The 22,672-nt window shown below is 58.7% G+C and carries 26 protein-coding genes; 15 read left to right on the top strand and 11 right to left on the bottom strand.

Going from position 1 to position 22,672, the window contains the following annotated elements:
- Window positions 1–13: 13 nt before the first annotated feature.
- Window positions 14–826, bottom strand: a complete 813-nt coding sequence (gene trpA / locus ACM1ZW_RS09415; RefSeq protein ID WP_414880270.1) for a tryptophan synthase subunit alpha — start codon at window positions 824–826, stop codon at window positions 14–16.
- Window positions 826–2,046, bottom strand: a complete 1,221-nt coding sequence (gene trpB, locus ACM1ZW_RS09410; RefSeq protein WP_017335796.1) for a tryptophan synthase subunit beta — start codon at window positions 2,044–2,046, stop codon at window positions 826–828. Before trpB ends, trpA begins: the two co-directional genes overlap by 1 nt.
- A 112-nt stretch (window positions 2,047–2,158) precedes the next feature.
- On the opposite strand from trpB, the gene ACM1ZW_RS09405 reads away from it, so the two are divergent.
- Window positions 2,159–3,052, top strand: coding sequence for a LysR family transcriptional regulator (locus ACM1ZW_RS09405; protein ID WP_017335795.1), 894 nt, complete (start codon window positions 2,159–2,161; stop codon window positions 3,050–3,052).
- Here ACM1ZW_RS09405 and ACM1ZW_RS09400 read toward each other — a convergent pair.
- Window positions 3,049–3,375 carry a DUF883 family protein gene (locus ACM1ZW_RS09400; RefSeq protein ID WP_008027738.1) on the bottom strand — a complete coding sequence of 109 codons (327 nt, stop codon included), beginning with the start codon at window positions 3,373–3,375 and terminating at the stop codon, window positions 3,049–3,051. The two genes, ACM1ZW_RS09405 and ACM1ZW_RS09400, sit on opposite strands and share 4 nt — an antisense overlap.
- A gap of 158 nt (window positions 3,376–3,533) precedes the next feature.
- Here ACM1ZW_RS09400 and ACM1ZW_RS09395 point away from each other — a divergent pair, with 158 nt between their 5' ends.
- Both ACM1ZW_RS09395 and ACM1ZW_RS09390 read left to right on the top strand, forming a co-directional pair.
- On the top strand, window positions 3,534–3,749 hold the full coding sequence (locus ACM1ZW_RS09395; RefSeq protein WP_010465710.1) for a dodecin: 216 nt from the start codon (window positions 3,534–3,536) through the stop codon (window positions 3,747–3,749).
- A gap of 122 nt (window positions 3,750–3,871) precedes the next feature.
- Window positions 3,872–4,093 carry a DUF1161 domain-containing protein gene (locus tag ACM1ZW_RS09390; protein WP_017335794.1) on the top strand — a complete coding sequence of 74 codons (222 nt, stop codon included), beginning with the start codon at window positions 3,872–3,874 and terminating at the stop codon, window positions 4,091–4,093.
- Window positions 4,094–4,160: 67 nt separating this feature from the next.
- On the opposite strand, the gene ACM1ZW_RS09385 is transcribed toward ACM1ZW_RS09390, so the two are convergent.
- Entirely contained in the window at window positions 4,161–5,162 is a 1,002-nt protein-coding gene (locus tag ACM1ZW_RS09385) for an LLM class flavin-dependent oxidoreductase (RefSeq protein WP_008027732.1), read from the bottom strand.
- A 244-nt stretch (window positions 5,163–5,406) separates the two neighbouring features.
- On the opposite strand from ACM1ZW_RS09385, the gene ACM1ZW_RS09380 reads away from it, so the two are divergent.
- Window positions 5,407–5,838 (top strand): OsmC family protein, encoded by a 432-nt coding sequence (locus ACM1ZW_RS09380; protein WP_008152515.1) that lies wholly within the window; start codon window positions 5,407–5,409, stop codon window positions 5,836–5,838.
- A gap of 149 nt (window positions 5,839–5,987) precedes the next feature.
- Window positions 5,988–6,227: a DUF1161 domain-containing protein gene (locus tag ACM1ZW_RS09375; RefSeq protein ID WP_414880273.1), complete on the top strand. Its 240-nt coding sequence runs from the start codon at window positions 5,988–5,990 to the stop codon at window positions 6,225–6,227.
- A 6-nt stretch (window positions 6,228–6,233) separates the two neighbouring features.
- Here the strand turns inward: ACM1ZW_RS09375 and ACM1ZW_RS09370 are convergent, their stop codons facing one another.
- Together ACM1ZW_RS09370 and ACM1ZW_RS09365 are read right to left on the bottom strand one after the other, a co-directional pair.
- Entirely contained in the window at window positions 6,234–6,656 is a 423-nt protein-coding gene (locus ACM1ZW_RS09370; protein ID WP_414880274.1) for a hypothetical protein, read from the bottom strand.
- Between the two features lie 40 nt (window positions 6,657–6,696).
- Window positions 6,697–7,119 (bottom strand): hypothetical protein, encoded by a 423-nt coding sequence (locus ACM1ZW_RS09365; RefSeq protein WP_017341791.1) that lies wholly within the window; start codon window positions 7,117–7,119, stop codon window positions 6,697–6,699.
- A gap of 60 nt (window positions 7,120–7,179) precedes the next feature.
- On the opposite strand from ACM1ZW_RS09365, the gene ACM1ZW_RS09360 reads away from it, so the two are divergent.
- Window positions 7,180–8,256 carry an aminopeptidase gene (locus ACM1ZW_RS09360; RefSeq protein ID WP_414880275.1) on the top strand — a complete coding sequence of 359 codons (1,077 nt, stop codon included), beginning with the start codon at window positions 7,180–7,182 and terminating at the stop codon, window positions 8,254–8,256.
- 118 nt (window positions 8,257–8,374) lie between these two features.
- On the opposite strand, the gene ACM1ZW_RS09355 is transcribed toward ACM1ZW_RS09360, so the two are convergent.
- Together ACM1ZW_RS09355 and ACM1ZW_RS09350 are read right to left on the bottom strand one after the other, a co-directional pair.
- A complete protein-coding gene (locus ACM1ZW_RS09355; RefSeq protein WP_416740440.1) occupies window positions 8,375–9,025 on the bottom strand; it encodes an HAD family hydrolase in 651 nt (216 codons plus the stop codon).
- 27 nt (window positions 9,026–9,052) lie between these two features.
- On the bottom strand, window positions 9,053–9,598 hold the full coding sequence (locus ACM1ZW_RS09350) for a gamma carbonic anhydrase family protein (protein WP_414880277.1): 546 nt from the start codon (window positions 9,596–9,598) through the stop codon (window positions 9,053–9,055).
- An 89-nt stretch (window positions 9,599–9,687) separates the two neighbouring features.
- On the opposite strand from ACM1ZW_RS09350, the gene prlC reads away from it, so the two are divergent.
- Entirely contained in the window at window positions 9,688–11,739 is a 2,052-nt protein-coding gene (gene prlC / locus ACM1ZW_RS09345; protein ID WP_414884840.1) for an oligopeptidase A, read from the top strand.
- Entirely contained in the window at window positions 11,736–12,023 is a 288-nt protein-coding gene (locus ACM1ZW_RS09340; RefSeq protein ID WP_017341786.1) for a YheV family putative zinc ribbon protein, read from the top strand. The genes prlC and ACM1ZW_RS09340 overlap by 4 nt, the downstream gene beginning before the upstream one ends.
- Before the next feature lie 45 nt (window positions 12,024–12,068).
- On the opposite strand, the gene ACM1ZW_RS09335 is transcribed toward ACM1ZW_RS09340, so the two are convergent.
- Window positions 12,069–12,710, bottom strand: a complete 642-nt coding sequence (locus ACM1ZW_RS09335) for a tyrosine-protein phosphatase (protein WP_031319209.1) — start codon at window positions 12,708–12,710, stop codon at window positions 12,069–12,071.
- A 203-nt stretch (window positions 12,711–12,913) separates the two neighbouring features.
- Window positions 12,914–13,216, bottom strand: a complete 303-nt coding sequence (locus tag ACM1ZW_RS09330) for a hypothetical protein (protein ID WP_031319208.1) — start codon at window positions 13,214–13,216, stop codon at window positions 12,914–12,916.
- A gap of 231 nt (window positions 13,217–13,447) precedes the next feature.
- On the opposite strand from ACM1ZW_RS09330, the gene ACM1ZW_RS09325 reads away from it, so the two are divergent.
- The 3 genes from ACM1ZW_RS09325 (at window position 13,448) to ACM1ZW_RS09315 (ending at window position 17,099) form a co-directional block, all read left to right on the top strand.
- Window positions 13,448–14,506: a PA0069 family radical SAM protein gene (locus tag ACM1ZW_RS09325; RefSeq protein WP_017341782.1), complete on the top strand. Its 1,059-nt coding sequence runs from the start codon at window positions 13,448–13,450 to the stop codon at window positions 14,504–14,506.
- A 244-nt stretch (window positions 14,507–14,750) separates the two neighbouring features.
- Complete coding sequence (locus ACM1ZW_RS09320; protein WP_017341781.1) at window positions 14,751–15,482, top strand: carbonic anhydrase; 732 nt, start codon at window positions 14,751–14,753, stop codon at window positions 15,480–15,482.
- 90 nt (window positions 15,483–15,572) lie between these two features.
- Window positions 15,573–17,099 (top strand): SulP family inorganic anion transporter, encoded by a 1,527-nt coding sequence (locus tag ACM1ZW_RS09315; protein ID WP_414880280.1) that lies wholly within the window; start codon window positions 15,573–15,575, stop codon window positions 17,097–17,099.
- 122 nt (window positions 17,100–17,221) lie between these two features.
- Here the strand turns inward: ACM1ZW_RS09315 and ACM1ZW_RS09310 are convergent, their stop codons facing one another.
- Window positions 17,222–17,872, bottom strand: a complete 651-nt coding sequence (locus ACM1ZW_RS09310) for a hypothetical protein (RefSeq protein ID WP_017341779.1) — start codon at window positions 17,870–17,872, stop codon at window positions 17,222–17,224.
- Window positions 17,873–18,242: 370 nt separating this feature from the next.
- Here ACM1ZW_RS09310 and coxB point away from each other — a divergent pair, with 370 nt between their 5' ends.
- The 4 genes from coxB (at window position 18,243) to ACM1ZW_RS09290 (ending at window position 22,672) form a co-directional block, all read left to right on the top strand.
- The gene (gene coxB, locus ACM1ZW_RS09305) at window positions 18,243–19,370 is read left to right on the top strand and encodes a cytochrome c oxidase subunit II (RefSeq protein WP_416740439.1); all 1,128 of its coding nucleotides are present in this window, start codon (window positions 18,243–18,245) and stop codon (window positions 19,368–19,370) included.
- A gap of 82 nt (window positions 19,371–19,452) precedes the next feature.
- Entirely contained in the window at window positions 19,453–21,042 is a 1,590-nt protein-coding gene (gene ctaD / locus ACM1ZW_RS09300; RefSeq protein WP_017341777.1) for a cytochrome c oxidase subunit I, read from the top strand.
- A gap of 165 nt (window positions 21,043–21,207) precedes the next feature.
- Window positions 21,208–21,759: a cytochrome c oxidase assembly protein gene (locus ACM1ZW_RS09295; RefSeq protein ID WP_017341776.1), complete on the top strand. Its 552-nt coding sequence runs from the start codon at window positions 21,208–21,210 to the stop codon at window positions 21,757–21,759.
- Window positions 21,760–21,784: 25 nt separating this feature from the next.
- A complete protein-coding gene (locus tag ACM1ZW_RS09290; RefSeq protein ID WP_017341775.1) occupies window positions 21,785–22,672 on the top strand; it encodes a cytochrome c oxidase subunit 3 in 888 nt (295 codons plus the stop codon).

Genomic DNA, 22,672 nt, shown 5'->3' with positions numbered 1-22,672 from the left:
AGGAACTTTACCTTCAGCTGACGCGGGCCTTACGCACGCCATCGGCCAGCGCCGAGCAAAGACTCAACACGCCATCAATCGCCTGTTCTGGCGTCGATGCATTAGCGATGTGATCGATCAACGCCGAACCCACCACGACACCGTCGGCCAGACGCGCGATAGACGCCGCTTGCTCGGGTGTACGAATACCGAAACCGATGCTGATCGGCAGATCAGTGTGGCGACGCAGACGCGCAACCGCTTCTTCAACGTGCTCCAGCGTCGCCGCGCCGGCACCGGTCACACCGGCCACAGACACGTAGTAGACGAAACCGGAACTGCCGTTCAGGACTGTCGGCAGGCGTACATCGTCGGTTGTCGGGGTGGTCAGACGAATGAAGTCCAGACCAGCAGCCTGGGCGGGGTCGCACAGTTCACCGTTATGCTCGGGCGGCAGGTCGACCACGATCAGACCATCCACGCCGGCCTCTTTGGCGTCAGCGATGAAACGTGGCACGCCGTACATGTGGATCGGGTTGAAGTAACCCATCAACACCAGCGGCGTATCACTGTTGCCTTCACGGAACTCGCGAACCATTTGCAGGGTTTTCGCCAGGTTCTGTTTGGCACCCAGGGCACGAATGTTGGCCAGCTGGATTGCCGGGCCGTCGGCCATAGGATCGGTGAAGGGCATGCCCAACTCGATCACGTCGGCGCCAGCACCGGGCAAGCCTTTGAGGATCGCCAGGGACGTGTCATAGCTCGGGTCGCCAGCGGTGACGAAGGTCACCAGAGCGGCGCGGTTTTGTTCCTTGAGTTCGGCAAAACGCGTTTGCAGGCGGCTCATCAGTGTTTCTCCTGCTTTGATTGTTCCATGTGGTGCATCACGGTTTGCATGTCTTTATCGCCACGGCCGGACAGGTTGACCACCATCAGGTGATCTTTAGGCAGGGTCGGTGCACGTTTGAACACTTCGGCCAAGGCATGGGCGCTTTCCAGTGCCGGAATAATCCCTTCAAGACGGCAGCATTTATGGAATGCGTCGAGGGCCTCGTGATCGGTCACCGAGGTGTATTGAACGCGACCGATGTCATGCAACCAGGCGTGTTCCGGGCCGATGCCTGGATAGTCGAGGCCGGCGGAGATCGAATGCGCATCGATGATCTGGCCGTCGTCATCCTGCAGCAGGAAGGTACGGTTGCCGTGCAGTACGCCCGGTACGCCGCCATTCAGGCTGGCCGCGTGCTTGCCGGTTTCGATACCGTAACCGGCCGCTTCGACACCGATGATCTCGACGCTCTTGTCATCAAGGAACGGGTGGAACAGGCCCATGGCGTTGGAGCCACCGCCGATGCACGCCACCAGGCTGTCCGGCAGACGGCCTTCCTGGGCTTGCAGTTGATCACGGGTTTCCTTGCCGATAACGGACTGGAAGTCGCGGACCATGGCTGGGTAAGGGTGCGGACCGGCCACGGTGCCGATCAGGTAAAAAGTGCTGTCGACATTGGTCACCCAGTCACGCAGCGCTTCGTTCATCGCGTCTTTCAGAGTGCCGGTGCCGGCGACCACCGGAATCACTTCGGCGCCCAGCAGTTTCATGCGGAATACGTTGGCTTGCTGGCGCTCGATGTCGGTGGTGCCCATGTAGATCACGCAGTCGAGGCCAAAACGCGCGGCCACGGTGGCGGTCGCCACGCCGTGCATGCCGGCGCCGGTTTCGGCGATGATGCGTTTCTTGCCCATGCGCCGGGCCAGCAGGATCTGCCCGATGCAGTTGTTGATCTTGTGTGCGCCAGTGTGGTTCAGCTCTTCACGCTTCAGATAAATCTTCGCGCCACCGCAGAACTCGGTCAGGCGTTCGGCGTAATACAGCGGGCTCGGACGTCCGACGTAGTCGCGCTGGAAGTAGGCCAATTCCTCTTTGAATGCCGGATCTTCCTTGGCCGCCTCATATTCGCGAGCCAGATCGAGGATCAACGGCATCAGGGTTTCGGCGACGTAGCGGCCACCGAACGAGCCGAACAGGCCGTTGGCGTCGGGGCCGTTGCGCAGATTAGTCTGGGTCATGGGTCGCTCCAGTTGAATGCGTGAGATGACAATGGAGTCAACTCTACCCCTGACGCCTCAGCCTGAAAACCGATAAGATCGCCGCAACCTGTCAGGAAAACTCACAGATCCCATGAGCCACGATCTTCCCCCGCTGAACGCGCTTCGCGCATTCGAAGCCACTGCCCGCCTGAACAGCGTCAGTCAGGCTGCCGAGCAACTGCACGTCACCCATGGCGCAGTCAGCCGACAATTGAAAGTGCTGGAAGCGCATCTCGGCGTGAGTCTGTTCATCAAGGATGGTCGCGGCCTTAAACTCACAGATGCCGGTGTGCGCTTACGCGATGCAAGCGCTGAAGCCTTCGAGCGATTGCGCACGGTCTGCGCTGAACTGACCCAAAGCACCGCCGACGCCCCGTTCGTGCTCGGCTGTTCGGGAAGTCTGCTCGCGCGCTGGTTTATCCCGCGGTTGGGCCGGTTGAATGCTGATCTACCGGACTTGCGCCTGCACCTGTCTGCCGGAGAAGGCGATCTCGATCCCCGTCGTCCGGGGCTGGACGCTTTGCTGGTGTTCGCCGAGCCGCCATGGCCTGCGGACATGCAGGTTTACGAATTGGCCAGCGAACGCATCGGCCCGGTCATGAGCCCACGCTTCGCCGGTTACGAACGGCTTCAACAGGCGCCGGCCAGCGCATTGCTCAGCGAGCCGTTGCTGCACACCACTTCACGCCCGCAGGCATGGCCAAGCTGGGCGCAGCAAAGCGGCCTCGACGGCAAAGCGTTGAAGTACGGGCAGGGTTTCGAGCATTTGTATTATTTGCTGGAGGCGGCAGTGGCCGGGCTGGGCGTGGCGATTGCCCCTGAACCGCTGGTGGCCGAAGACTTGAAGGCCGGTCGCCTGGTTGCGCCCTGGGGCTTCAGTGAAACCCCGGCGCAACTGGCGTTGTGGCTACCCAAGCGCGCCGCGGACGGACGCGCTCGGCAACTGGCGCAGTGGCTCAAAAACGAACTGCGCCAAGCAGATTAATCGCCGCGTTTGCACAGCAGGTAAGCCGCGAGCAGACCCAGCGCACCTACAGCGACACCGGCTGTAGTCCAAGGATGTTCCTGGGCGTAGTCCCGAGTGGCAATCCCGGTTTCACGGGTTTTGACTTTGACTTCTTCGTACGCATCGCTGAGCAGATGACGCGAATGCTTCAGGGCGCTCTCGGCGTTGGCTTTCAAGGCCTTGAGGGTTTTACGCGACTCGTCCGAGGCGTCGTCCTTCAGGTTTTCCAAAGACTTCAGCAGACTCTCGATCTCGGCTTCCATGCTTTGCAATGAGGCTTTACGTAAAGAGGTGTTGGCCATGGTGGCTCTCCTGCATTGGTGATGACTGGCGTGTGTTGGTTGGGACTCCAGGGGTTCGAGAAAGTGCAGTAAATCTGAACTTCTGCGTGGAAGTAGCCGACAGAAGTAATAGGAAAAATCACTGCTAGGCTGTATTTCATACCCCAAGGAGAACGCCCATGACTGACCATCACACTTACAAGAAAGTCGAGCTTGTCGGCTCATCCACCAGCAGCATTGAAGACGCCATCAACAACGCACTGGCCGAAGCCAACAAGAGCATCAAGCACCTGGAATGGTTTGAAGTGACCGAAACCCGCGGGCACATCAAGGACGGCAAGGCTGCACACTTCCAGGTAACGCTCAAAGTCGGGTTCCGGATTGCCAGCAGCTGAGTTTGAGCGAGTCTTCTGAACTTGCGCGCTGGCCGAGTGCCATACGGAATGGCAAAGCGCTACATGAGTGCATCCGGCTGATGGCTGGATGCTCCCTTTGATCCGACCAGAGAGTGCGACCGATGAAGATGTTTATGTTGGCGGTAGGTTTGTTGAGCCTCGCGGGTACAGCGTTTGCTGACGGCAAGCCATGTGAAGAGCTGAAAGCCGAAATTGCAGCGAAGCTCGATGCCCAAGGCGTTTCTGGCTACTCACTGGAAATCGTTGATAAAGGCACATCCACTGACGGAAAAGTCGTCGGCACCTGTGAGAAAGGTTCCAAGGAAATCGTCTACAAGCGGTAGATGGATTCCGTCGATAACGAAAAAAGCCGACGCGATTGCGTCGGCTTTTTTGTGCGCTGCTTGCGTGTCAGCCTTTCATGACCTGCGCCAGCAGCTCGTAGGAATGCACGCGATCGGCATGTTCGTACAGGTCGCAGGTAAAAATCAGCTCGTCCGCCTGGGTCTGCTCAATCAACACGTCCAGTTTGGCGCGGATTTTCTGCGGGCTGCCGACCATCGCCAGCCCCAGGAAATCATGGACCGCGTCTTTCTCATGGGGCAGCCACAGGCCGTCCATGGTTTTCACCGGCGGACGTTGCACCAGGCTTTGGCCACGCATCAGTGCGAGGATGCGCTGATAGACCGACGTTGCCAGATATTCGGCCTGCTCGTCGGTGTCAGCCGCTACCAGCGGAACACCCAGCATCACATAAGGCTTATCCAATACCGCCGAAGGCTTGAAGTGATTGCGATAGACCCGAATCGCCTCATGCATGAAACGCGGTGCGAAATGGGAAGCGAAGGCGTAGGGCAAACCGCGCTCACCCGCCAGCTGTGCACTGAACAAGCTTGAGCCCAGCAACCAGACCGGGACATTGGTGCCCGTGCCCGGCATAGCAATGATCCGTTGATCCGGTGTGCGTGGGCCGAGGTAACGCACCAGCTCCGCCACATCTTCAGGGAAATCGTCCGCACTGCCGGAGCGCTCACGGCGCAAGGCGCGGGCGGTCATCTGATCGGAACCGGGGGCGCGGCCCAGACCGAGGTCGATCCGGCCCGGATACAGGCTTTCGAGCGTGCCGAACTGCTCGGCAATCACCAGCGGCGCGTGGTTGGGCAACATCACGCCACCGGAGCCGACCCGAATGGTGGACGTGCCGCCGGCCAGATACCCAAGCAGCACCGAGGTCGCCGAACTGGCGATGCCATCCATGTTGTGGTGCTCGGCGACCCAGAAACGGTTGTAGCCGAATTTTTCGACGTGCTGCGCCAGGTCCAGAGAGTTACGCAGGGACTGGGCTGCGCTGCCATTCTCGCGCACGGGCACAAGGTCAAGGGTCGAGAATTTGATGTCGGACAGTCGTTTCATAAACCTGCTTCTCCAAATTGAGGACGCAGGTTTTTTCTTGTAAACGAAAACCTGCCGAATCCATAAGCGTGTTTCATGCAATGAGGGCATATACCCGAGTTTCAATAGCCAAGGCAAAAAATCCTACGTAAACGGTAGGATTTATGAGATCAGGTGAACTTTGCACCACCGTCTATCCTCAGAACCCTAGCAACCGAAAACCACGAAGGCGCGACGCTTCGCGCTGGATCCTGAGGAGGCAGACATGGCTATTACCAAGAAAGCATCGGCGCATTGGGAAGGTGATCTGAAAACCGGCATCGGCTCGATTTCCACGGAAACCGGTGTTCTCAGAGAAGCGCCCTACGGCTTCAAGGCTCGTTTCGAGGGCGGCAAGGGCACTAATCCGGAAGAGCTGATCGGCGCGGCCCACGCCGGTTGTTTCTCCATGGCATTTTCTATGATTCTCGGCGATGCCGGTCTCAAGGCTGACAGCATCGATACCAATGCCGAGGTCACGCTGGACCAAGTGGACGGCGGGTTCGCGATCACGGCGGTGAAATTGATCCTCAAGGCGAAAATTCCTGGCGCGACCCAGGCGCAGTTCGAGGAGCTGAGCAATAAAGCCAAAGAAGGCTGCCCGGTGTCCAAGGTGCTGAATGCGAAGATCAGTCTGGATGCCACACTGGTCAGCTAGATCCGCGTTGTCGCGATAAGTGATCGCAGCCTTCCACAGGCTGCGATTTTTTTGCGCTGAAACAAAACCCGGCTGGCGTGACTGTGGTCGAATAAATGACAGCAGCGAAAACGCATCAACCTGCGTGCTGCCTCAAAGGAGCTTCAACCATGAAACGTTTTGTCTTGGCAATTATCTGCGGTGTGCTTACGACCTCAGCGTTTGCAGCGCCCAAAGATTGCGAAGAACTCAAGAATGAGATCGAAGTGAAGATTCAGGCGAATGCCGTGCCCTCCTACACGCTGGAAATCGTGTCGAAGGAAGAAGCCGACAAGCATGACGCCGCGATGGTCGTCGGCACGTGCGACTACGGTAGAAAAGCCATCATCTACCAGAAAAACGAGCGCTGATACGCTTCACATGAGGCAATAGGATTCTCGGTCTTCAGCGACGATTTCGCGCTTGGCGTTATACAACCGAGCGCCGGGCGTGAACGCTATCGAGCGGCCTTCCAGCACATAACGCTGGCCTGCTTCGAAATGCTCGTAGTGGATGGTCAGGTAGCACAACCGCTCCGAAGGACCATTCATCACACCCAAGCCCCCGCCACCGGGCACTTCAAAGTCGAAACGAACGACCAGCTCATGGCTGCCGGGCGTCACCTGGAAGAAACGCCCATCGCGCAATCGCTGCTTGTCCAGTCGCTCCGCCATCAGCAACTTATCGTTGGGGAATGGCGTCGAGAATTCGACCCACGCCATCTGTGGATTGACCGCCGGCAACGGGCTCTGGCAACCGGCGATGGCGCCTGCCGCGAGCAATAGCAACAACCTGCGCATGATGAATGTCCAGAGGATTGGTCATTCAGCATAGCGCTGATCAAGTGCGTTGGCAGCCTGCCGGTGTGCCCTGGCCTATCACTTTTCGCTGTTGGTCGTAGAGCTTGGCCCACGGCCGAAAACCGATATTCCCTGCTTGCAGCTGATATTTCTCACCCGCATGGAAGCCGTTGAATTTCACATTCAGCTGGCAATCGCGCCACAGCGGCTCGGCGTCAGGCCCGATGTTGCTCGGCTCGACCGGGAATTGATAACGCACCGTCAACTCATGGCTGCCGGGCTGCACCTCGAAATAGCGCTTGTCGGTGGAGGCCTTGTCATCGACTTCCAGCGCTTGCAGCGCGGTGTCTTGTTGCTGCGTATGGAGATCGATCCACGCTTGAGCGGGATCAGGGTGGGGTAATCCGAATCCTGCACAGCCTGTCAGCATCAACAGGCCTCCCGTCAGCATCATCTTGCGCATAGCGGAGCTCCAGTCAGGCGGGATAGTCTTGCGGGCAGACTCTCCAGGGATGATTTTATTTTGATCAGGCCGCTTCCAAGCCTTGGGTTACTTGATCGCGTTTTGCGCGTTTTGTTTCCGGGTGTGTTGTTTTTGTTGCTCAACGGCTGCGCAAGCTTCAGCTATTACGGCCAATTGGCCAGTGGTCAGCTGCAATTGCTGCGGGCTCGGGAACCGGTTACCGAGGTGATTGCCGACCCTGCTCGCGATCAGAAGCTGCGTGCGCATCTGGCCCAGTCGCAAAAGGCAAGAACGTTCGCCAGCCAGCATCTGCATCTGCCGGATAACCAGAGCTACCGCTTGTACGCTGACATTGGCCGACCGTTCGTAGTCTGGAACGTGTTCGCCACGCCGGAATTTTCCCTCACACCGCAAAACCATTGTTTCCCCATCGCCGGTTGCGTGGCCTATCGCGGCTATTACAGCCAGAGCGCGGCCCGTGGCGAGGCAGCATTGCTGCGACTGCAAGGTATGGACGTGTCGATCGGCGGTGTCGAGGCCTATTCGACGCTCGGCTGGTTCAACGATCCCATCATCAGTTCGATGATGGGTTGGGGCGATGAGCGGTTGGCGACCTTGATCTTCCATGAGTTGGCGCATCAGCGTTTTTATGTGAAGGACGACACCGAGTTCAACGAGTCTTTCGCCACGTTCGTGGAACAGGAAGGCACTCGGCAGTGGCGTGCCCATCGCGGGTTGGCGCCGGACAATGGCGCCCTGGCGCAGCGGCGGGATCAGTTTATTCAGTTGGTGCTGGACACTCGTACGCGGCTTGAACAGCTATACGCACAGCCGCTGGCCAGCGAGCTGATGCGTCAACGCAAAGCAGCCGAGTTCGAGCGGTTGCGCACCGAATACCGGCAGTTACGCGATAGCCAATGGACGGGTGACAAACGCTACGACGCCTGGATCAACGCACCGATGAACAACGCCCGGTTGTTGCCGTTTGGTTTGTACGACCAATGGGTACCGGCGTTTGCGGCGTTGTTCAGGCAAGTGGATGGGGATTGGGTGAAGTTTTATGCAGCGGTAGAGAAGCTGGGTGCATTGCCCGTTGGTGAGCGTAAGACAGCGCTAAAAAAACTGACGGGCACGTAATTCTGTGGCGAGGGAGCTTGCTCCCGTTCGGCGGCGAAGCCGTCGCAGTGGCGTTCTTGCCGATCCTGGGGCCGCTACGCGACCCAACGGGCGCAAGCACCCTCGCCACATTTGAGTGTCAGTGCCGCAAAAACGCCTGATGCATCTCATCCAGCGTTTCAAAGTGATACGTCGGCGCTTCTGCGCTCAACTCTTCCCGGCTGCCAAAACCATAACCCACCGCCGCGGCATCCAGGCTGTTGCTGCGCGCGCCGATGAGGTCGTGTTTGCGGTCGCCGATCATCAGGGTGTTCGCCGGGTCCAGGTTTTCTTCGGCCATCAGGTGGGCAATCAGCTCGACCTTGTTGGTCCGCGTGCCATCCAGTTCGCTGCCGTAAATGACTTTGAAGTGTTTGGCGAAGTCGAAGTGCCGGGCGATTTCCCGGGCGAAGACCCACGGCTTGGAGGTCGCGATGTACAGCTGGCGCCCTTGCCCTCCGAGGGTTTCCAGCAGCGGCGTAACGCCATCGAATACGCGGTTTTCATACAGGCCGGTAACCTTGAAGCGCTCGCGATAGAAATTCACCGCCTCCCAGGCTTTGGGTTCGTCGAAGTCGTAGAACTGCATGAACGCCTGCAACAACGGCGGGCCGATGAAATGTTCGAGTCGGGTCAGGTCGGGCTCGTCAATTCCCAGCTTGCTCAGGGCAAACTGGATTGAGCGGGTGATGCCCTCGCGCGGATCGGTCAGGGTGCCATCAAGGTCGAACAAAATGGTTTGGTAATGCATGTTGAATCCTGAATATGGGCGTCGAGGTCAGATCTGGTCGTAGCCTTCAGCCAGATGCAGATCCTTGAGCTTCACGTAATTCGCCGCGCTGTAGGTGAAAAAGGCTCGTTCCTTGTCAGTCAGCGGACGGATCTGTTTCACCGGGCTGCCGACATACAGAAAGCCGCTGGCCAGGCGTTTGCCCGGCGGAACCAGGCTGCCGGCGCCGATGATCACATCGTCGTCGACCACAGCGCCGTCCATGACGATGCTGCCCATGCCAATCAGCACACGACTGCCCACGCTGCATCCGTGAAGCATGACTTTGTGCGCGATGGTCACGTCATCACCGATCAAACACGCAAAGCCATCAGGGTTGAACGGCCCGGCGTGGGTGATGTGCAGCACGCAGCCGTCCTGCACGCTGGTGCGTGCGCCAATACGGATGCGGTGCATGTCGCCACGGATCACCGTCAGCGGCCAAACGGAGCTGTCATCGCCGATTTCGACGTCGCCGATCACCACCGCCGAACTGTCGACAAAAGCGCCTTTGCCCAGCAGTGGCGTGTGGTTCTGATACTTGCGAAGGGTCACGATAGGGTTTCTCTCTGTTGCCGATAGCTGCGGTGAGCGTCGATTGTAATTAAGATGGCGGCATGTTTCTTCCAGCCAAGGTGCCAACCGTGAGCGTGAACAACCCTCTTCTGCAGTCCTACGACCTGCCTCCGTTCTCGGCGATCCGTGCCGAACACGTGCAACCGGCCATTGAACAGATCCTGGCTGACAACCGCGCCGCGATTATCGAGATCCTCAAAACCCAGGGCAAACAACCGACCTGGGCCGGCCTGGTGCTGGCGATGGACGAACTCAACGATCGTCTGGGCGCTGCCTGGAGCCCGGTCAGCCACCTGAATGCCGTGTGCAACAGCGCCGAATTGCGCGAAGCCTACGAATCCTGCCTGCCCGCCCTGAGTGCCTACTCTACCGAGCTGGGCCAGAACCGCGAATTGTTCGAGGCCTTCGAAGCCTTGGCCAGCAGCCCGGAAGCCGCCGGTTTCGACGTGGCGCAAAAAACTATCCTGGAACACTCCCTGCGTGACTTCCGTCTGTCGGGTATTGATCTGCCAGAAGCCGAGCAACAGCGTTACGCCCAAGTGCAAAGCAAATTGTCAGAGTTGGGCAGCCGCTTCTCCAACCAGCTGCTCGATGCGACCCAAGCCTGGACCAAGCACGTTACCGACGAAGCGGCCCTCGCCGGCCTGACCGATTCGGCCAAGGCGCAAATGGCCGCCGCTGCCCAGGCCAAGGGACTGGAAGGCTTCCTGATCACCCTGGAATTCCCGAGCTACTACGCGGTGATGACCTACGCACACGACCGAGCCCTGCGCGAAGAAGTCTACGCTGCCTACTGTACCCGTGCGTCGGACCAAGGCCCGAATGCCGGTCAGAACGATAACGGCCCGGTGATGGAAGAAATTCTCGACCTGCGTCAGGAGCTGGCAAAACTCTTGGGCTTCGCCAGCTTCTCGGAGCTGAGCCTGGCCACCAAAATGGCCGAATCCAGCGATCAGGTGCTGAGTTTCCTGCGCGACCTCGCCAAACGCAGCAAGCCGTTCGCCGTCCAGGATCTGGAACAGCTCAAGGCCTATGCTGCCGAACAAGGCTGCCCGGACCTGCAAAGCTGGGACAGCGGTTTCTACGGTGAAAAACTCCGCGAACAACGTTACAGCGTTGCCCAGGAAGCCCTGCGCGCCTACTTCCCGATTGATAAAGTGTTGAGCGGTCTGTTCGCCATCGTTCAACGTCTGTACGGCATCGAAATCGCCGAGCAAAAAGGCTTCGACACCTGGCACCCGGACGTTCGCCTGTTCGAGATCAAGGAAAATGGCCAGCATGTCGGCCGCTTCTTCTTCGACCTTTACGCCCGCGCCAACAAGCGCGGCGGCGCCTGGATGGACGGCGCCCGCGACCGTCGCCGCACCGCTGAAGGCGCACTGCAAAACCCGGTGGCCAATCTGGTGTGCAACTTCACACCGGCCGACAGCGGCAAGCCTGCGTTGCTGACCCACGACGAAGTGACCACCCTGTTCCACGAATTCGGTCACGGCCTGCATCACCTGTTGACCCGCGTCGAACACGCGGGCGTCTCCGGCATCAACGGCGTGGCGTGGGATGCGGTCGAGCTGCCAAGTCAGTTCATGGAAAACTGGTGCTGGGAGCCGGAAGGCCTGGCGCTGATTTCCGGTCATTACGAAACCGGTGAGCCACTGCCCCAGGATCTGCTGGAAAAAATGCTCGCGGCGAAGAACTTCCAGTCCGGCCTGATGATGGTGCGCCAGCTGGAATTCTCGTTGTTCGACTTCGAACTGCATGCCACCCACGGCGATGGCCGCAGCGTGCTGCAAGTGCTCGAAGGCGTGCGCGACGAGGTCTCGGTCATGCGCCCGCCGGCTTACAATCGCTTCCCGAACAGCTTCGCCCACATCTTCGCTGGCGGCTACGCGGCGGGTTACTACAGCTACAAATGGGCAGAAGTGCTGTCCGCCGACGCGTTCTCGAAGTTCGAAGAGGACGGCGTGCTCAATGCCGAAACCGGTCGCGCCTTCCGCGAAGCGATCCTGGCCCGCGGCGGTTCTCAGGAACCGATGGTGCTGTTCGTCGACTTCCGTGGCCGTGCGCCGTCGATTGACGCACTCTTGCGCCACAGCGGCCTGAGTGAGGACGCAGCAGCATGAGTGAGGCGCCTGTGAAGACGAAAAAACGCTTCATCGCCGGGGCGGTCTGCCCGGCGTGCAGCGAGCCGGACAAGTTGATGATGTGGAACGAAGACGACGTCCCGCACCGCGAGTGCGTGGCCTGCGGGTATTCAGACACGTTGAATGAACAAGGCCTGTCCGTCCCCAAGGAATTGGGAACGCGGGTTAATGTTTCGGCGCTGAAGGTACCGGACGCCAAGGTTCAGGCCGTACAGTTTTTCCCGAACCCGAAGCTGAAGAAAAAGCCTGACGAACAGCACTGAGTCCAGTGATCACCTCCCACAGCGCAATGCCGTGGGAGGTGCTGTTTACTCGACATGGGCGGACTTGAACCAGTTTTTCATCGAACACGCAGCGAACGGGCTCGTGCTGCACTCCCCGTTGGCCAGCGCTGTGCGCAGCTTCTCGGCATCGGCCTGCATCATGTAACGAACACCGTCCCTGAAGTGTGTGCTGTCACCAAAGCCGCCCTGAGTCATCTCGCTCAGGGCGTCCTCCTTGCTCCATCCCTGCACGACCACCCGGTACATGGCGGCCATCAGGCCAGTACGGTCCGAGCCGTGTTTGCAATGCATCAGCACCGGGCCTTTGGCTTCGGCGCTCTGAATGGCACGAAGGGCCGTGAGGACTTGCGCATCATCCACGTGATTGGTGCGGTAGGGCAGTTGCACCTGTTCGATACCGGGTGTGGCCAGCCAGCTTGAATCGGACTCGGGCAGGAAGTTGATCACCGTGGCGACCTTGAGTTTTGCCAACAAGGGAACGGCTCCGCGATCGGGTAATGCGCTGCGGTAGAGAGTCGGGGACATCTGGAAAAGGTTGTACTGAACCCCGACCGGTTGAGCCCACTCCGCAGGACGGGGCACGACTGTCTCGTCAGCGTGAGCAAACGTCAGGTTGAACAGTGCAACCAGCGACAAACACATCGCAGGAATAAGGCGTGGGGACATGCTTGACGACCGTATTGGAAGGCGGGGTGACGACGCCACAATGAGCGTCGAGCGGTCAAAGGTCCGTGAGCCACCTGTCAAAGAATCGTGAATCCGCTCCCTTTGAATTTGTGCTTTCCAACAATACCTGCGACGGCTGATTCAACTCGCACTTCACAACTAAACCTGCGCGGCACTCTCACAGGTTTAGTGAGTAACCAGGCTTACGGATTGACGATACTGGAATAAGCTTTGGCCAGAGCCAGCAGTTTTTCCTTGTCGTCGCTGTCGATATCGCCGTCACCGTCCACATCACTTTTTACTTTTTTGATATCGAACGAACGACCGCCATCAACTGAAGTTGCAGTCATGTAGACAGAATCCACCAGGGCCTCGGTCTGCACTTCATTTTCGGCATCAAAACCCAATTCCATACGGGCAAGCTGTATTGAAACGAGCGTGTTTGGTTCCGAAGCACTTGGCTGCATAAGTTGTAAAAAGATACCGCGCTGATTAAAAATCGACATTAATGAAATCCATTTAATTAATTAAGACACGAAACTTCGTGCGAGACGGATACTACTTATTAATTTAGTCTCCAAGCTATTCGTCATATGTTTCCCGGAATGTCACCAGGTTGAACTCGCCGGTCAACTTCATTGCCAAAAAGTTTCCTGCCCTGTCGGAGTGCCGAACGGCACTGGCCGGCTCGTTCGTCCTTCGATACTGTATGCACATACAGCAAAGAGTATTGATCGATGAGCACTCCCTTGCCTCCCCGCGGACGCGGCACCGCCACCAACCCGCACAACCGCTTCGCCCCGAACCGCTCAGTGGCGGAGGACGATGGCTGGTATCAGGAAGCGCCGATGACCCAGGGCACCGAGGTGCGCATCGAGACCGCGAAAACCATCATTACCCGCAACAACTCGCCGGACCTGCCCTTCGATCGTTCGATCAATCCCTATCGCGGTTGCGAGCACGGCTGCATCTATTGCTATGCACGACCCAGCCACGCTTATTGGGACATGTCACCGGGGCTGGATTTCGAAACAAAACTGATTGCCAAGACCAATGCCGCCGATGTGCTGGAAGAGCAACTGTCCAAACGCGGCTATCAATGCGCACCGATCAACCTGGGCTCCAACACCGATCCATACCAGCCCATCGAACGGGAACACAAGATCACCCGCAAAACCCTGGAAGTGCTGCTGCGTTACCGTCACCCGGTGACGATCATCACCAAGGGCTCGCTGATTCTGCGCGACCTGGACCTGCTGGCTGAACTCGCCGAACAACGGCTGGTAGCGGTGATGATCAGCCTGACCACCCTGGACGATGAACTCAAACGCATCCTCGAACCCCGCGCCGCTGCGCCCAAGGCCCGTCTGCGGGCGATCCGCGTAATGCGCGAGGCCGGGATTCCGGTGGGCGTTCTGTGTTCACCGATGATTCCAATGATCAACGACAGCGAGCTCGAAAGCCTGCTGACCGAGGCGCAGGCGGCCGGAGCACAAAGTGCGGCCTACATGATGTTGCGCCTGCCGCTGGAAGTGGCACCGTTGTTCGAGGAATGGCTGGCGGCCCACTATCCTCAAAGAGCAGCCCATGTGTTGAGTCTGATTCGCCAGAGCCGCGGCGGTGAACTGTATGACAGTCGGTTCGGCACCCGAATGCGTGGCGAAGGTCCGTTTGCCGATCTGTTGGCGCAGCGCTTTGCCAAAACCATCAAACGCCTGGGGCTCAATCGACGGGAAGGTTTCAATCTGGATTGCGACGCCTTTTGTCCGCCGGGTCGCCAGATGTCGTTGATTTGAGGACAATTGGCCTATGGTTGAGTAGTAGGAAACGTGCGACATAATTAGCCTGGTCACATTTTTTGTAACCTGTAACGCACGTTCTAGAGCAGTTGATTCAGTTTGAGTTAAGTTTCGGCAGCTACCTTGTTCATCGAGTGACTGACGGGTCGAGATTTCCGACCTGGATGTTTTTTAAACAGCCACTGGCTTCACACCGGACAAAACGGGAAAATTCCCTGACTCCGCCAATGAGGATGAATTCATGAGTGACAAGGATAAACAGCCGTTGGCTGCGTCGGCTTCAGCCCAACCCGAGGCGGAAACCGCCGATGCAGCGTTGAAGCATATCGTTGATGGTTTTTTGCATTTTCATCATGAGATCTTTCCGCAGCAGGAAGAGCTCTTCAAAAAACTCGCCACCGCCCAACAGCCAAGGGCGATGTTCATTACCTGCGCCGACTCGCGCATCGTGCCCGAACTGATCACCCACAGTTCGCCTGGCGATCTGTTCGTGACTCGCAACGTCGGCAACGTCGTACCGCCTTATGGCCAAATGAACGGTGGTGTTTCCACCGCCATCGAGTACGCGGTGCTGGCGCTGGGCGTGCAACACATCATCATCTGCGGCCACTCCGATTGTGGCGCGATGCGTGCAGTGCTCAATCCCGACAGCCTGGAAAAGATGCCCACGGTCAAAGCCTGGCTGCGGCATGCGGAAGTCGCGAAATCCATGGTGCACGACAACTGCAACTGCACCGACGAAAACGAAACAATGCACATCCTCACCGAAGAGAATGTCATCGCCCAACTGCAGCACCTGCGTACTCATCCCTCGGTAGCCTCGCGCATGGCGAACGGTCATCTGTTCATCCATGGCTGGGTCTATGACATCGAAACCAGCGCAATCAAAGCTTATGACGCCGATCAGGGGCGTTTCCTGCCGCTCGATGGCAGCCATCCGATTCCGGTGGCGACGCCCAAAGCGCGCTTCTAAATCTTCCTAAAAATCTGTGTGGTTTGACCCTGGCCGCTGTTTCAGCGGCCAGGCCACGCCATGCCTGAAGAAATCTTCGGGAGAATCACCATGCGTGCTGCGCAACTCAAAGCTGTTCTGCCACGGGAGCTGCTCGCTTCAGTGGTTGTGTTTCTGGTCGCCCTGCCCTTGTGCATGGGCATTGCCATCGCTTCGGGATTACCGCCGGCCAAAGGCCTGATCACCGGCATCATCGGTGGTCTGGTCGTGGGTTGGCTCGCGGGGTCGCCCCTGCAAGTCAGCGGTCCGGCGGCGGGTCTGGCTGTTCTGGTGTTCGAACTGGTGCGCCAGCACGGCATCGCCATGCTCGGGCCGATTCTGCTGCTGGCGGGGTTTCTGCAATTGGTGGCCGGACGTTTGAAACTGGGCTGCTGGTTTCGGGTAACAGCGCCGGCGGTGGTTTACGGCATGCTCGCCGGGATTGGCGTGCTGATCGTATTGTCACAGGTGCATGTGATGCTCGACGCCGTGCCCAAACCGTCGGGGCTGGATAACCTGGCGGCCTTTCCGGCTGCCGTGGCGCAAGCCTTGCCTTCTTTTGGTTGGCAGGCCGGCCTGCTCGGGCTCGCAACCATAGCAGTGATGTACCTGTGGGAAAAATTGCGCCCGCATTCCCTGCGCTTCATTCCGGGAGCGCTCCTGGGTGTAGGCCTGGCGACTGTCGCCAGCCTGATGCTCGCCTTGCAGGTCAAACGCGTGGAGGTCCCGGCTAATCTGGCGGAAGCCATCGACTGGCTGAAACCGGCGGACTTGCTCAATCTTGCTGATCCGACCTTGCTGATCGCGGCCTTCGCTGTCGCCTTCATCGCCAGTGCCGAAACCCTGCTGTCTGCCGCTGCGGTAGACCGCATGCACAGCGGTCAACGCTCGGACTTCGACCGGGAACTCTCGGCGCAAGGCGTCGGCAACATGCTCTGCGGCCTGCTCGGTGCGTTGCCCATGACCGGCGTGATCGTGCGCAGCTCGGCCAATGTGCAGGCTGGCGCCACCACACGACTGTCGACGATATTCCATGGCCTATGGCTGCTGGCTTTCGTGTTGCTGCTGTCCAGCGTGCTGCAGAGCATTCCGGTGGCAAGTTTGGCGGGTGTGCTGGTTTACACCGGTTTCAAACTGGTCGACCTCAAGGCCTTCCGCAGTCTGGGCCGTTATGGCCGGATGCCGATGTTCACCTACGCCGCGACAGCGCTGGCGATTGTCTTCACCGACTTGTTGACCGGCGTACTGATCGGCTTCGGCCTGACCCTGGCCAAGCTGGCGTGGAAAGCCTCGCGGTTGAAGATCAGCCTGATCGATCTGCCCAAGGACGGTGAAATGGAGTTGCGCTTGATCGGGGCTGCGACCTTTCTCAAGGTGCCGGCGTTGACTCAGGTGCTGGGGACCATTCCCGCCGGTGCAACGGTGCATGTGCCGCTCAATAACCTGAGCTATATCGATCACTCGTGCCTGGAGTTGCTTGAAGAATGGGGTCGGGCCAATGCGGCCAAGGGTTCGACGCTATTGATTGAAGCGCGAGGGTTGAAGCGCAGGCTTGAAGGGCGGTTGCGGACTACCACCGGAGTAGGTTCTACGGCCTGAACATAGACAATGTGGGAGCGGGGTTGCTCGCGAAGGCGGTGAGTCAGTCGACATTAATGTTGAATGACCCACCGACTTCGCGAGCAAGCCCGCTCCCACAGGGGTTTGGTTTTTCAGTTGGATCAGGCGGCGGGCTGATCCAGCTCCAGCCCTACGCCCAACCGGCGTGACATGCACGGCCAGCGCTTCCACGCAGCGCCGGTATCGGGGCTGCTGAGTTTCTCGCGATAGGCTTCCACCGACTCCAGCGCAAAGCTTTCATCGTTGAGCATCTCGTCCACGGCGTGATGCACCGCCTCATCCAGTTGGTTGGCAAATTCCTCACCGATCAGTTGGTGAGCAATCAGGTTGGCGACAGTCATGTCCAATGGGATCAGTGGCTGGCCAAAGTGCTTGATGTACAGGTCGTTGACCTCTTCGACAAACCGATGCGCCAGATAGGCTTCGTCCAGCAGGCTGTCGAGCCCGATGTGACCCGCCATGATGGTCGGCGGCTGAAGGAAGTACTGCTCGGCAATTTTCAGCACCGGTTTGATCTGTGACTCGATACCCGCTTCCCTGGCGACTTCATTGGCTGCATCCAGCAGATCAGGAACTTCATCGATGTAGGCGGCGACAAAACGCGTCAACACGCCGTTGGCATCCGCCTCCGGCAATTGGATCGTTGGGTGTAGATGAGGCAGTTTGCTTTCCAGTTGACGCGTCAACAGGCCGGTCTCGGCCTCGTGTTGTTGGGCTTTTTGGATCTGCTCGCGCAATGCGGCGGTGTTCATGAAAACTCCAGGAAACAAAGGCAATGAAATAGGGAAGACATAACTTAGCTTGCATACGAAAAAGGCTAAGACGCATTTGTCATAATTGTTTCATCCTTGAGACATCACAGTTATATCCATTTGCCACCACTCGTCTGCATCCTTCTCCATTCGGGACCTTGAACGCAAGTCCCAGCTGTTTCAGATCATTTACGCCGTCACGTTGCGAGGTGGCAGTCGCTGTCTATACTCGGGTGGGAATGGAGTTAGCTGATGACGCCCGACTGCACACGCAGCAAGGCCCGGCGATTCAAGTTCGTAGTCTGAAATGCCGCTCCCTTGCCGCAGGTGAAAGCCGGCGGGATAACAAGAACGATAAGGGGAACCCGCAATGATGCGACATCCACACGTCTGGATGGGCCTCCTGTTGTGGTCGATTTTCGGTCAGGCGCACGCCGCCTGGACTGTGAATATGGCGCCGGGAGCGACTGAAATCAGTCACGCAGTATTTGACCTGCACATGACCATTTTCTGGATCTGTGTAGTGATCGGCATCATCGTCTTCGGCGCCATGTTCTGGTCGATGATCCTCCACCGTCGCTCGACCGGGCAGGTGGCCGCAAAATTTCATGAAAGCACCACCGTCGAAATCCTCTGGACCATCGTGCCCTTCGTGATCCTGGTGGCCATGGCGGTTCCTGCCACGGCGACCCTGATCAAGATGTACGACGCCAGTGAGCCGGATATCGATATCCAGGTCACCGGTTATCAGTGGAAGTGGCATTACAAATACCTGGGCCAGGACGTCGAGTTCTTCAGCAACCTGGCCACGCCCGCCGACCAGATTCACAACAAGGAAACCAAGGGCGAGCACTACCTGCTGGAGGTCGACAAGCCACTGGTGCTGCCGATTGGCGCCAAGGTGCGCTTCCTGGTGACCTCCGCCGACGTTATCCACTCCTGGTGGGTGCCGGCATTCGCGGTCAAGCGCGATGCGATTCCGGGGTTCGTCAATGAAGCCTGGACCCGCATCGACAAACCTGGCATCTACCGCGGGCAGTGCGCCGAGTTGTGCGGCAAGGACCACGGTTTCATGCCGATCGTGGTCGAGGTCAAGGACAAGGCCGATTACGAAAAATGGCTGGGCGAGCGCAAGGCCGAGGCCATGCAGCTCAAAGAGCTGACCAGCAAGGAATGGACCCTCGACGAGCTTAAAGAGCGTGGCGACAAGGTTTATCACACCACTTGCGTGGCCTGTCACCAGGCCGAAGGCCAAGGCTTGCCGCCGATGTTCCCGGCACTCAAGGGCTCGAAAATCGCCACCGGCCCGATCAAGGATCACTTGGGCATCGTCTTCCACGGCAAGCCTGGCACCGCCATGGCGGCGTTCGGCAAGCAGCTCTCGGAAGTCGATATCGCGGCGGTCGTGACCTACGAACGTAACGCCTGGGGCAACAACAAAGGCGACATGGTCACTCCTAAAGAAGTGCTGGAGCTGAAACAGGCGGAAAGCCAATGACCCGGCCTATTGCGCAACCAAGGAACCGGTCGGGGCAGTGCGCCCCGGCCTGCCCAGCCCATCTGTTTGCAGGAGACACGCCATGAGCGCCGTCATTGATGATCATGGTCATGCTACCGATCACGCCCACGGCCCTGCCAAAGGTCTGATGCGCTGGGTGCTGACCACCAACCACAAGGATATCGGCACGCTGTACCTGTGGTTTGCGTTCTCCATGTTCCTCTTGGGCGGTACGTTCGCGATGGTGATTCGCGCCGAACTGTTCCAGCCGGGGTTACAGATCGTCCAGCCGGAATTCTTCAATCAGATGACCACCATGCACGGTCTGGTGATGGTGTTCGGTGCGGTAATGCCGGCGTTCGTCGGCCTCGCCAACTGGATGATCCCGCTGATGATCGGCGCACCGGACATGGCCCTGCCGCGGATGAACAACTTCAGCTTCTGGCTGCTGCCGGCGGCGTTCATCCTGCTGGTGTCGACCCTGTTCACCCCCGGTGGCGGGCCGAACTTCGGCTGGACGTTCTACGCCCCGCTTTCGACGACCTACGCGCCGGAAAGCGTGACGTTCTTCATCTTCGCCATCCACTTGATGGGGATCAGTTCGATCATGGGCGCGATCAACGTGATCGCGACCATCCTCAACTTGCGCGCCCCCGGCATGACGCTGATGAAAATGCCGTTGTTCGTCTGGACCTGGCTGATCACCGCATTCCTGCTGATTGCGGTGATGCCGGTGCTGGCCGGTTGCGTGACGATGATGCTGATGGACATTCACTTCGGCACCAGTTTCTTCAGTGCCGCCGGTGGCGGTGATCCGGTGTTGTTCCAGCACGTGTTCTGGTTCTTCGGTCACCCTGAGGTGTACATCATGATCCTGCCGGCCTTCGGTGCCGTCAGCTCGATCATTCCGGCCTTTTCGCGCAAGCCGCTGTTTGGCTACACCTCGATGGTTTATGCCACGGCCAGTATCGCGTTCCTGTCGTTCATCGTCTGGGCGCACCACATGTTCGTGGTCGGCATTCCGCTGGTGGGCGAGCTGTTCTTCATGTACGCCACGCTGCTGATCGCGGTGCCCACCGGAGTGAAGGTGTTCAACTGGGCGAGCACCATGTGGCAAGGCTCGCTGACCTTCGAGACGCCGATGCTGTTCGCGGTGGCGTTCGTGATCCTGTTTTCCATTGGCGGGTTCTCAGGGTTGATGCTGGCCATCGCCCCGGCAGACTTCCAGTACCAGGACACCTACTTCGTGGTCGCGCATTTCCACTATGTGCTGGTGCCAGGGGCAATCTTCGGGATTTTCGCGTCGGCCTACTACTGGCTGCCGAAATGGACCGGCCACATGTACGACGAAACCCTCGGCAAGCTGCACTTCTGGCTCTCGTTCATCGGCATGAACATGGCGTTCTTCCCGATGCACTTCGTGGGGCTGGCGGGCATGCCGCGGCGGATTCCGGACTACAACCTGCAATTCGCCGACTTCAACATGGTGTCGTCGATCGGCGCGTTCATGTTCGGTGCCACGCAGATCTTCTTCCTGTTCATCGTGATCAAGACCATCCGCGGCGGCCCGCCAGCACCGGCCAAACCGTGGGATGGCGCGGAAGGCCTGGAGTGGAGCATCCCGTCACCGGCGCCGTATCACACCTTCACTACGCCGCCGGAAGTGAAATGAACACCTTCGCCCCTGTAGGAGCGGGCTTGTGTGGCGAGGGAGCTTGCTCCCGTTCGGCTGCGAAGCAGTCGCAAAACTTTTGGGGCCGCTTCGCGACCCAGCGGGAGCAAGCTCCCTCGCCACAAAGGCCCACTCCTATCGGGTCATGCGTAGAGGCTGGAACCCATGGCTGACTCGATTTCGATGAAGAAGCTGGTAACCCGCCTGCTGCTGGTGGTGGTGGCGATGTTTATTTTCGGGTTTGCCCTGGTGCCGATCTACGACGTGATGTGCAAGGCATTCGGCATCAATGGCAAGACTGGCGGCCAGTATGAGGGCGAACAAACCGTCGATACCTCGCGGCAGGTCCGCGTGCAGTTCCTGTCGACCAACTCGGCTGACATGTCCTGGGATTTCTACCCCAAGAGCGACGAGCTGACGGCCAACCCGGGGGCGGTGAACGAGATGATCTTCATCGCGCACAACCCCACTGACAAGCCGATGAGCGCGCAAGCGGTGCCGAGCATCGCGCCGAGCGCCGCGGCGGCGTATTTCCACAAGACCGAATGTTTCTGCTTTACCCAGCAAGTGCTGCAGCCCGGTCAACGGATCGAGATGCCGGTACGTTTCATCGTTGACCGTGACATGCCCAAGGATGTGAAGCACCTGACGCTGTCCTACACGCTGTTCGATATCACCGCCCGACATCCACCGGTGGCTGTAAATACTGGCGGCTGAGCGTGCCCGATAAGGAGAACAATAAATGGCAACTCATGAACATTATTACGTTCCGGCCCAGAGCAAATGGCCAATCATCGCCACGGTCGGGATGTTCGTCACCGTGTTCGGCCTGGCCACCTGGTTCAACGATCTGAAAGCGGCGCGGCCGGAATCCCACGGCCCGCTGATTTTTTTCGTCGGCGGCCTGCTGCTGGCGTACATGCTGTTCGGCTGGTTCGGCACGGTCATCAAGGAAAGTCGCGGCGGCTTGTACAGCGCGCAGATGGACCGCTCGTTCCGCTGGGGCATGAGCTGGTTCATTTTCTCGGAGGTGATGTTCTTTATCGCGTTCTTCGGTGCGCTGTTTTACGTGCGCCACGTTTCCGGTCCGGCCCTCGGCGGTGAAGGTCCCAAAGGCATCGCACATATGCTCTGGCCGAACTTCGAATTCGTCTGGCCATTGCTGAACAACCCTGATTCCAAACTGTTTCCGCCGCCGAAGGAAGTTATCAGTCCCTGGGGCTTGCCGCTGATCAATACCATTCTATTGGTGAGCTCCAGCGTCACCGTGACCATAGCCCACCACGCCTTGAAAAAAGGCCACCGCGGCGCATTGAAAATCTGGCTGGCGATCACCGTGTTGCTGGGCTGCGCGTTCCTCGGTTTTCAGGCCGAAGAGTACCTGCATGCCTACCACGAACTGGGCCTGACCCTGGGTTCGGGCATCTACGGCGCGACGTTCTTCATGCTCACCGGTTTCCACGGCGCTCACGTCACTATCGGCACCATCATTCTCTTCGTGATGCTGATGCGGGTCATGCGTGGGCATTTCGATAACGAGCACCAGTTCGGCTTCGAGGCGGCGAGTTGGTACTGGCACTTCGTGGACGTGGTGTGGATCGGACTGTTCGTTTTCGTCTACGTGCTCTGA

The sequence above is a fragment of the Pseudomonas sp. NFX71 genome (assembly GCF_048079215.1).
Taxonomy (GTDB): domain Bacteria; phylum Pseudomonadota; class Gammaproteobacteria; order Pseudomonadales; family Pseudomonadaceae; genus Aquipseudomonas; species Aquipseudomonas fluorescens_B.
Note: the sequence above shows the minus strand (reverse complement) of the source record. Positions and strands in the feature narration are given on the sequence as shown.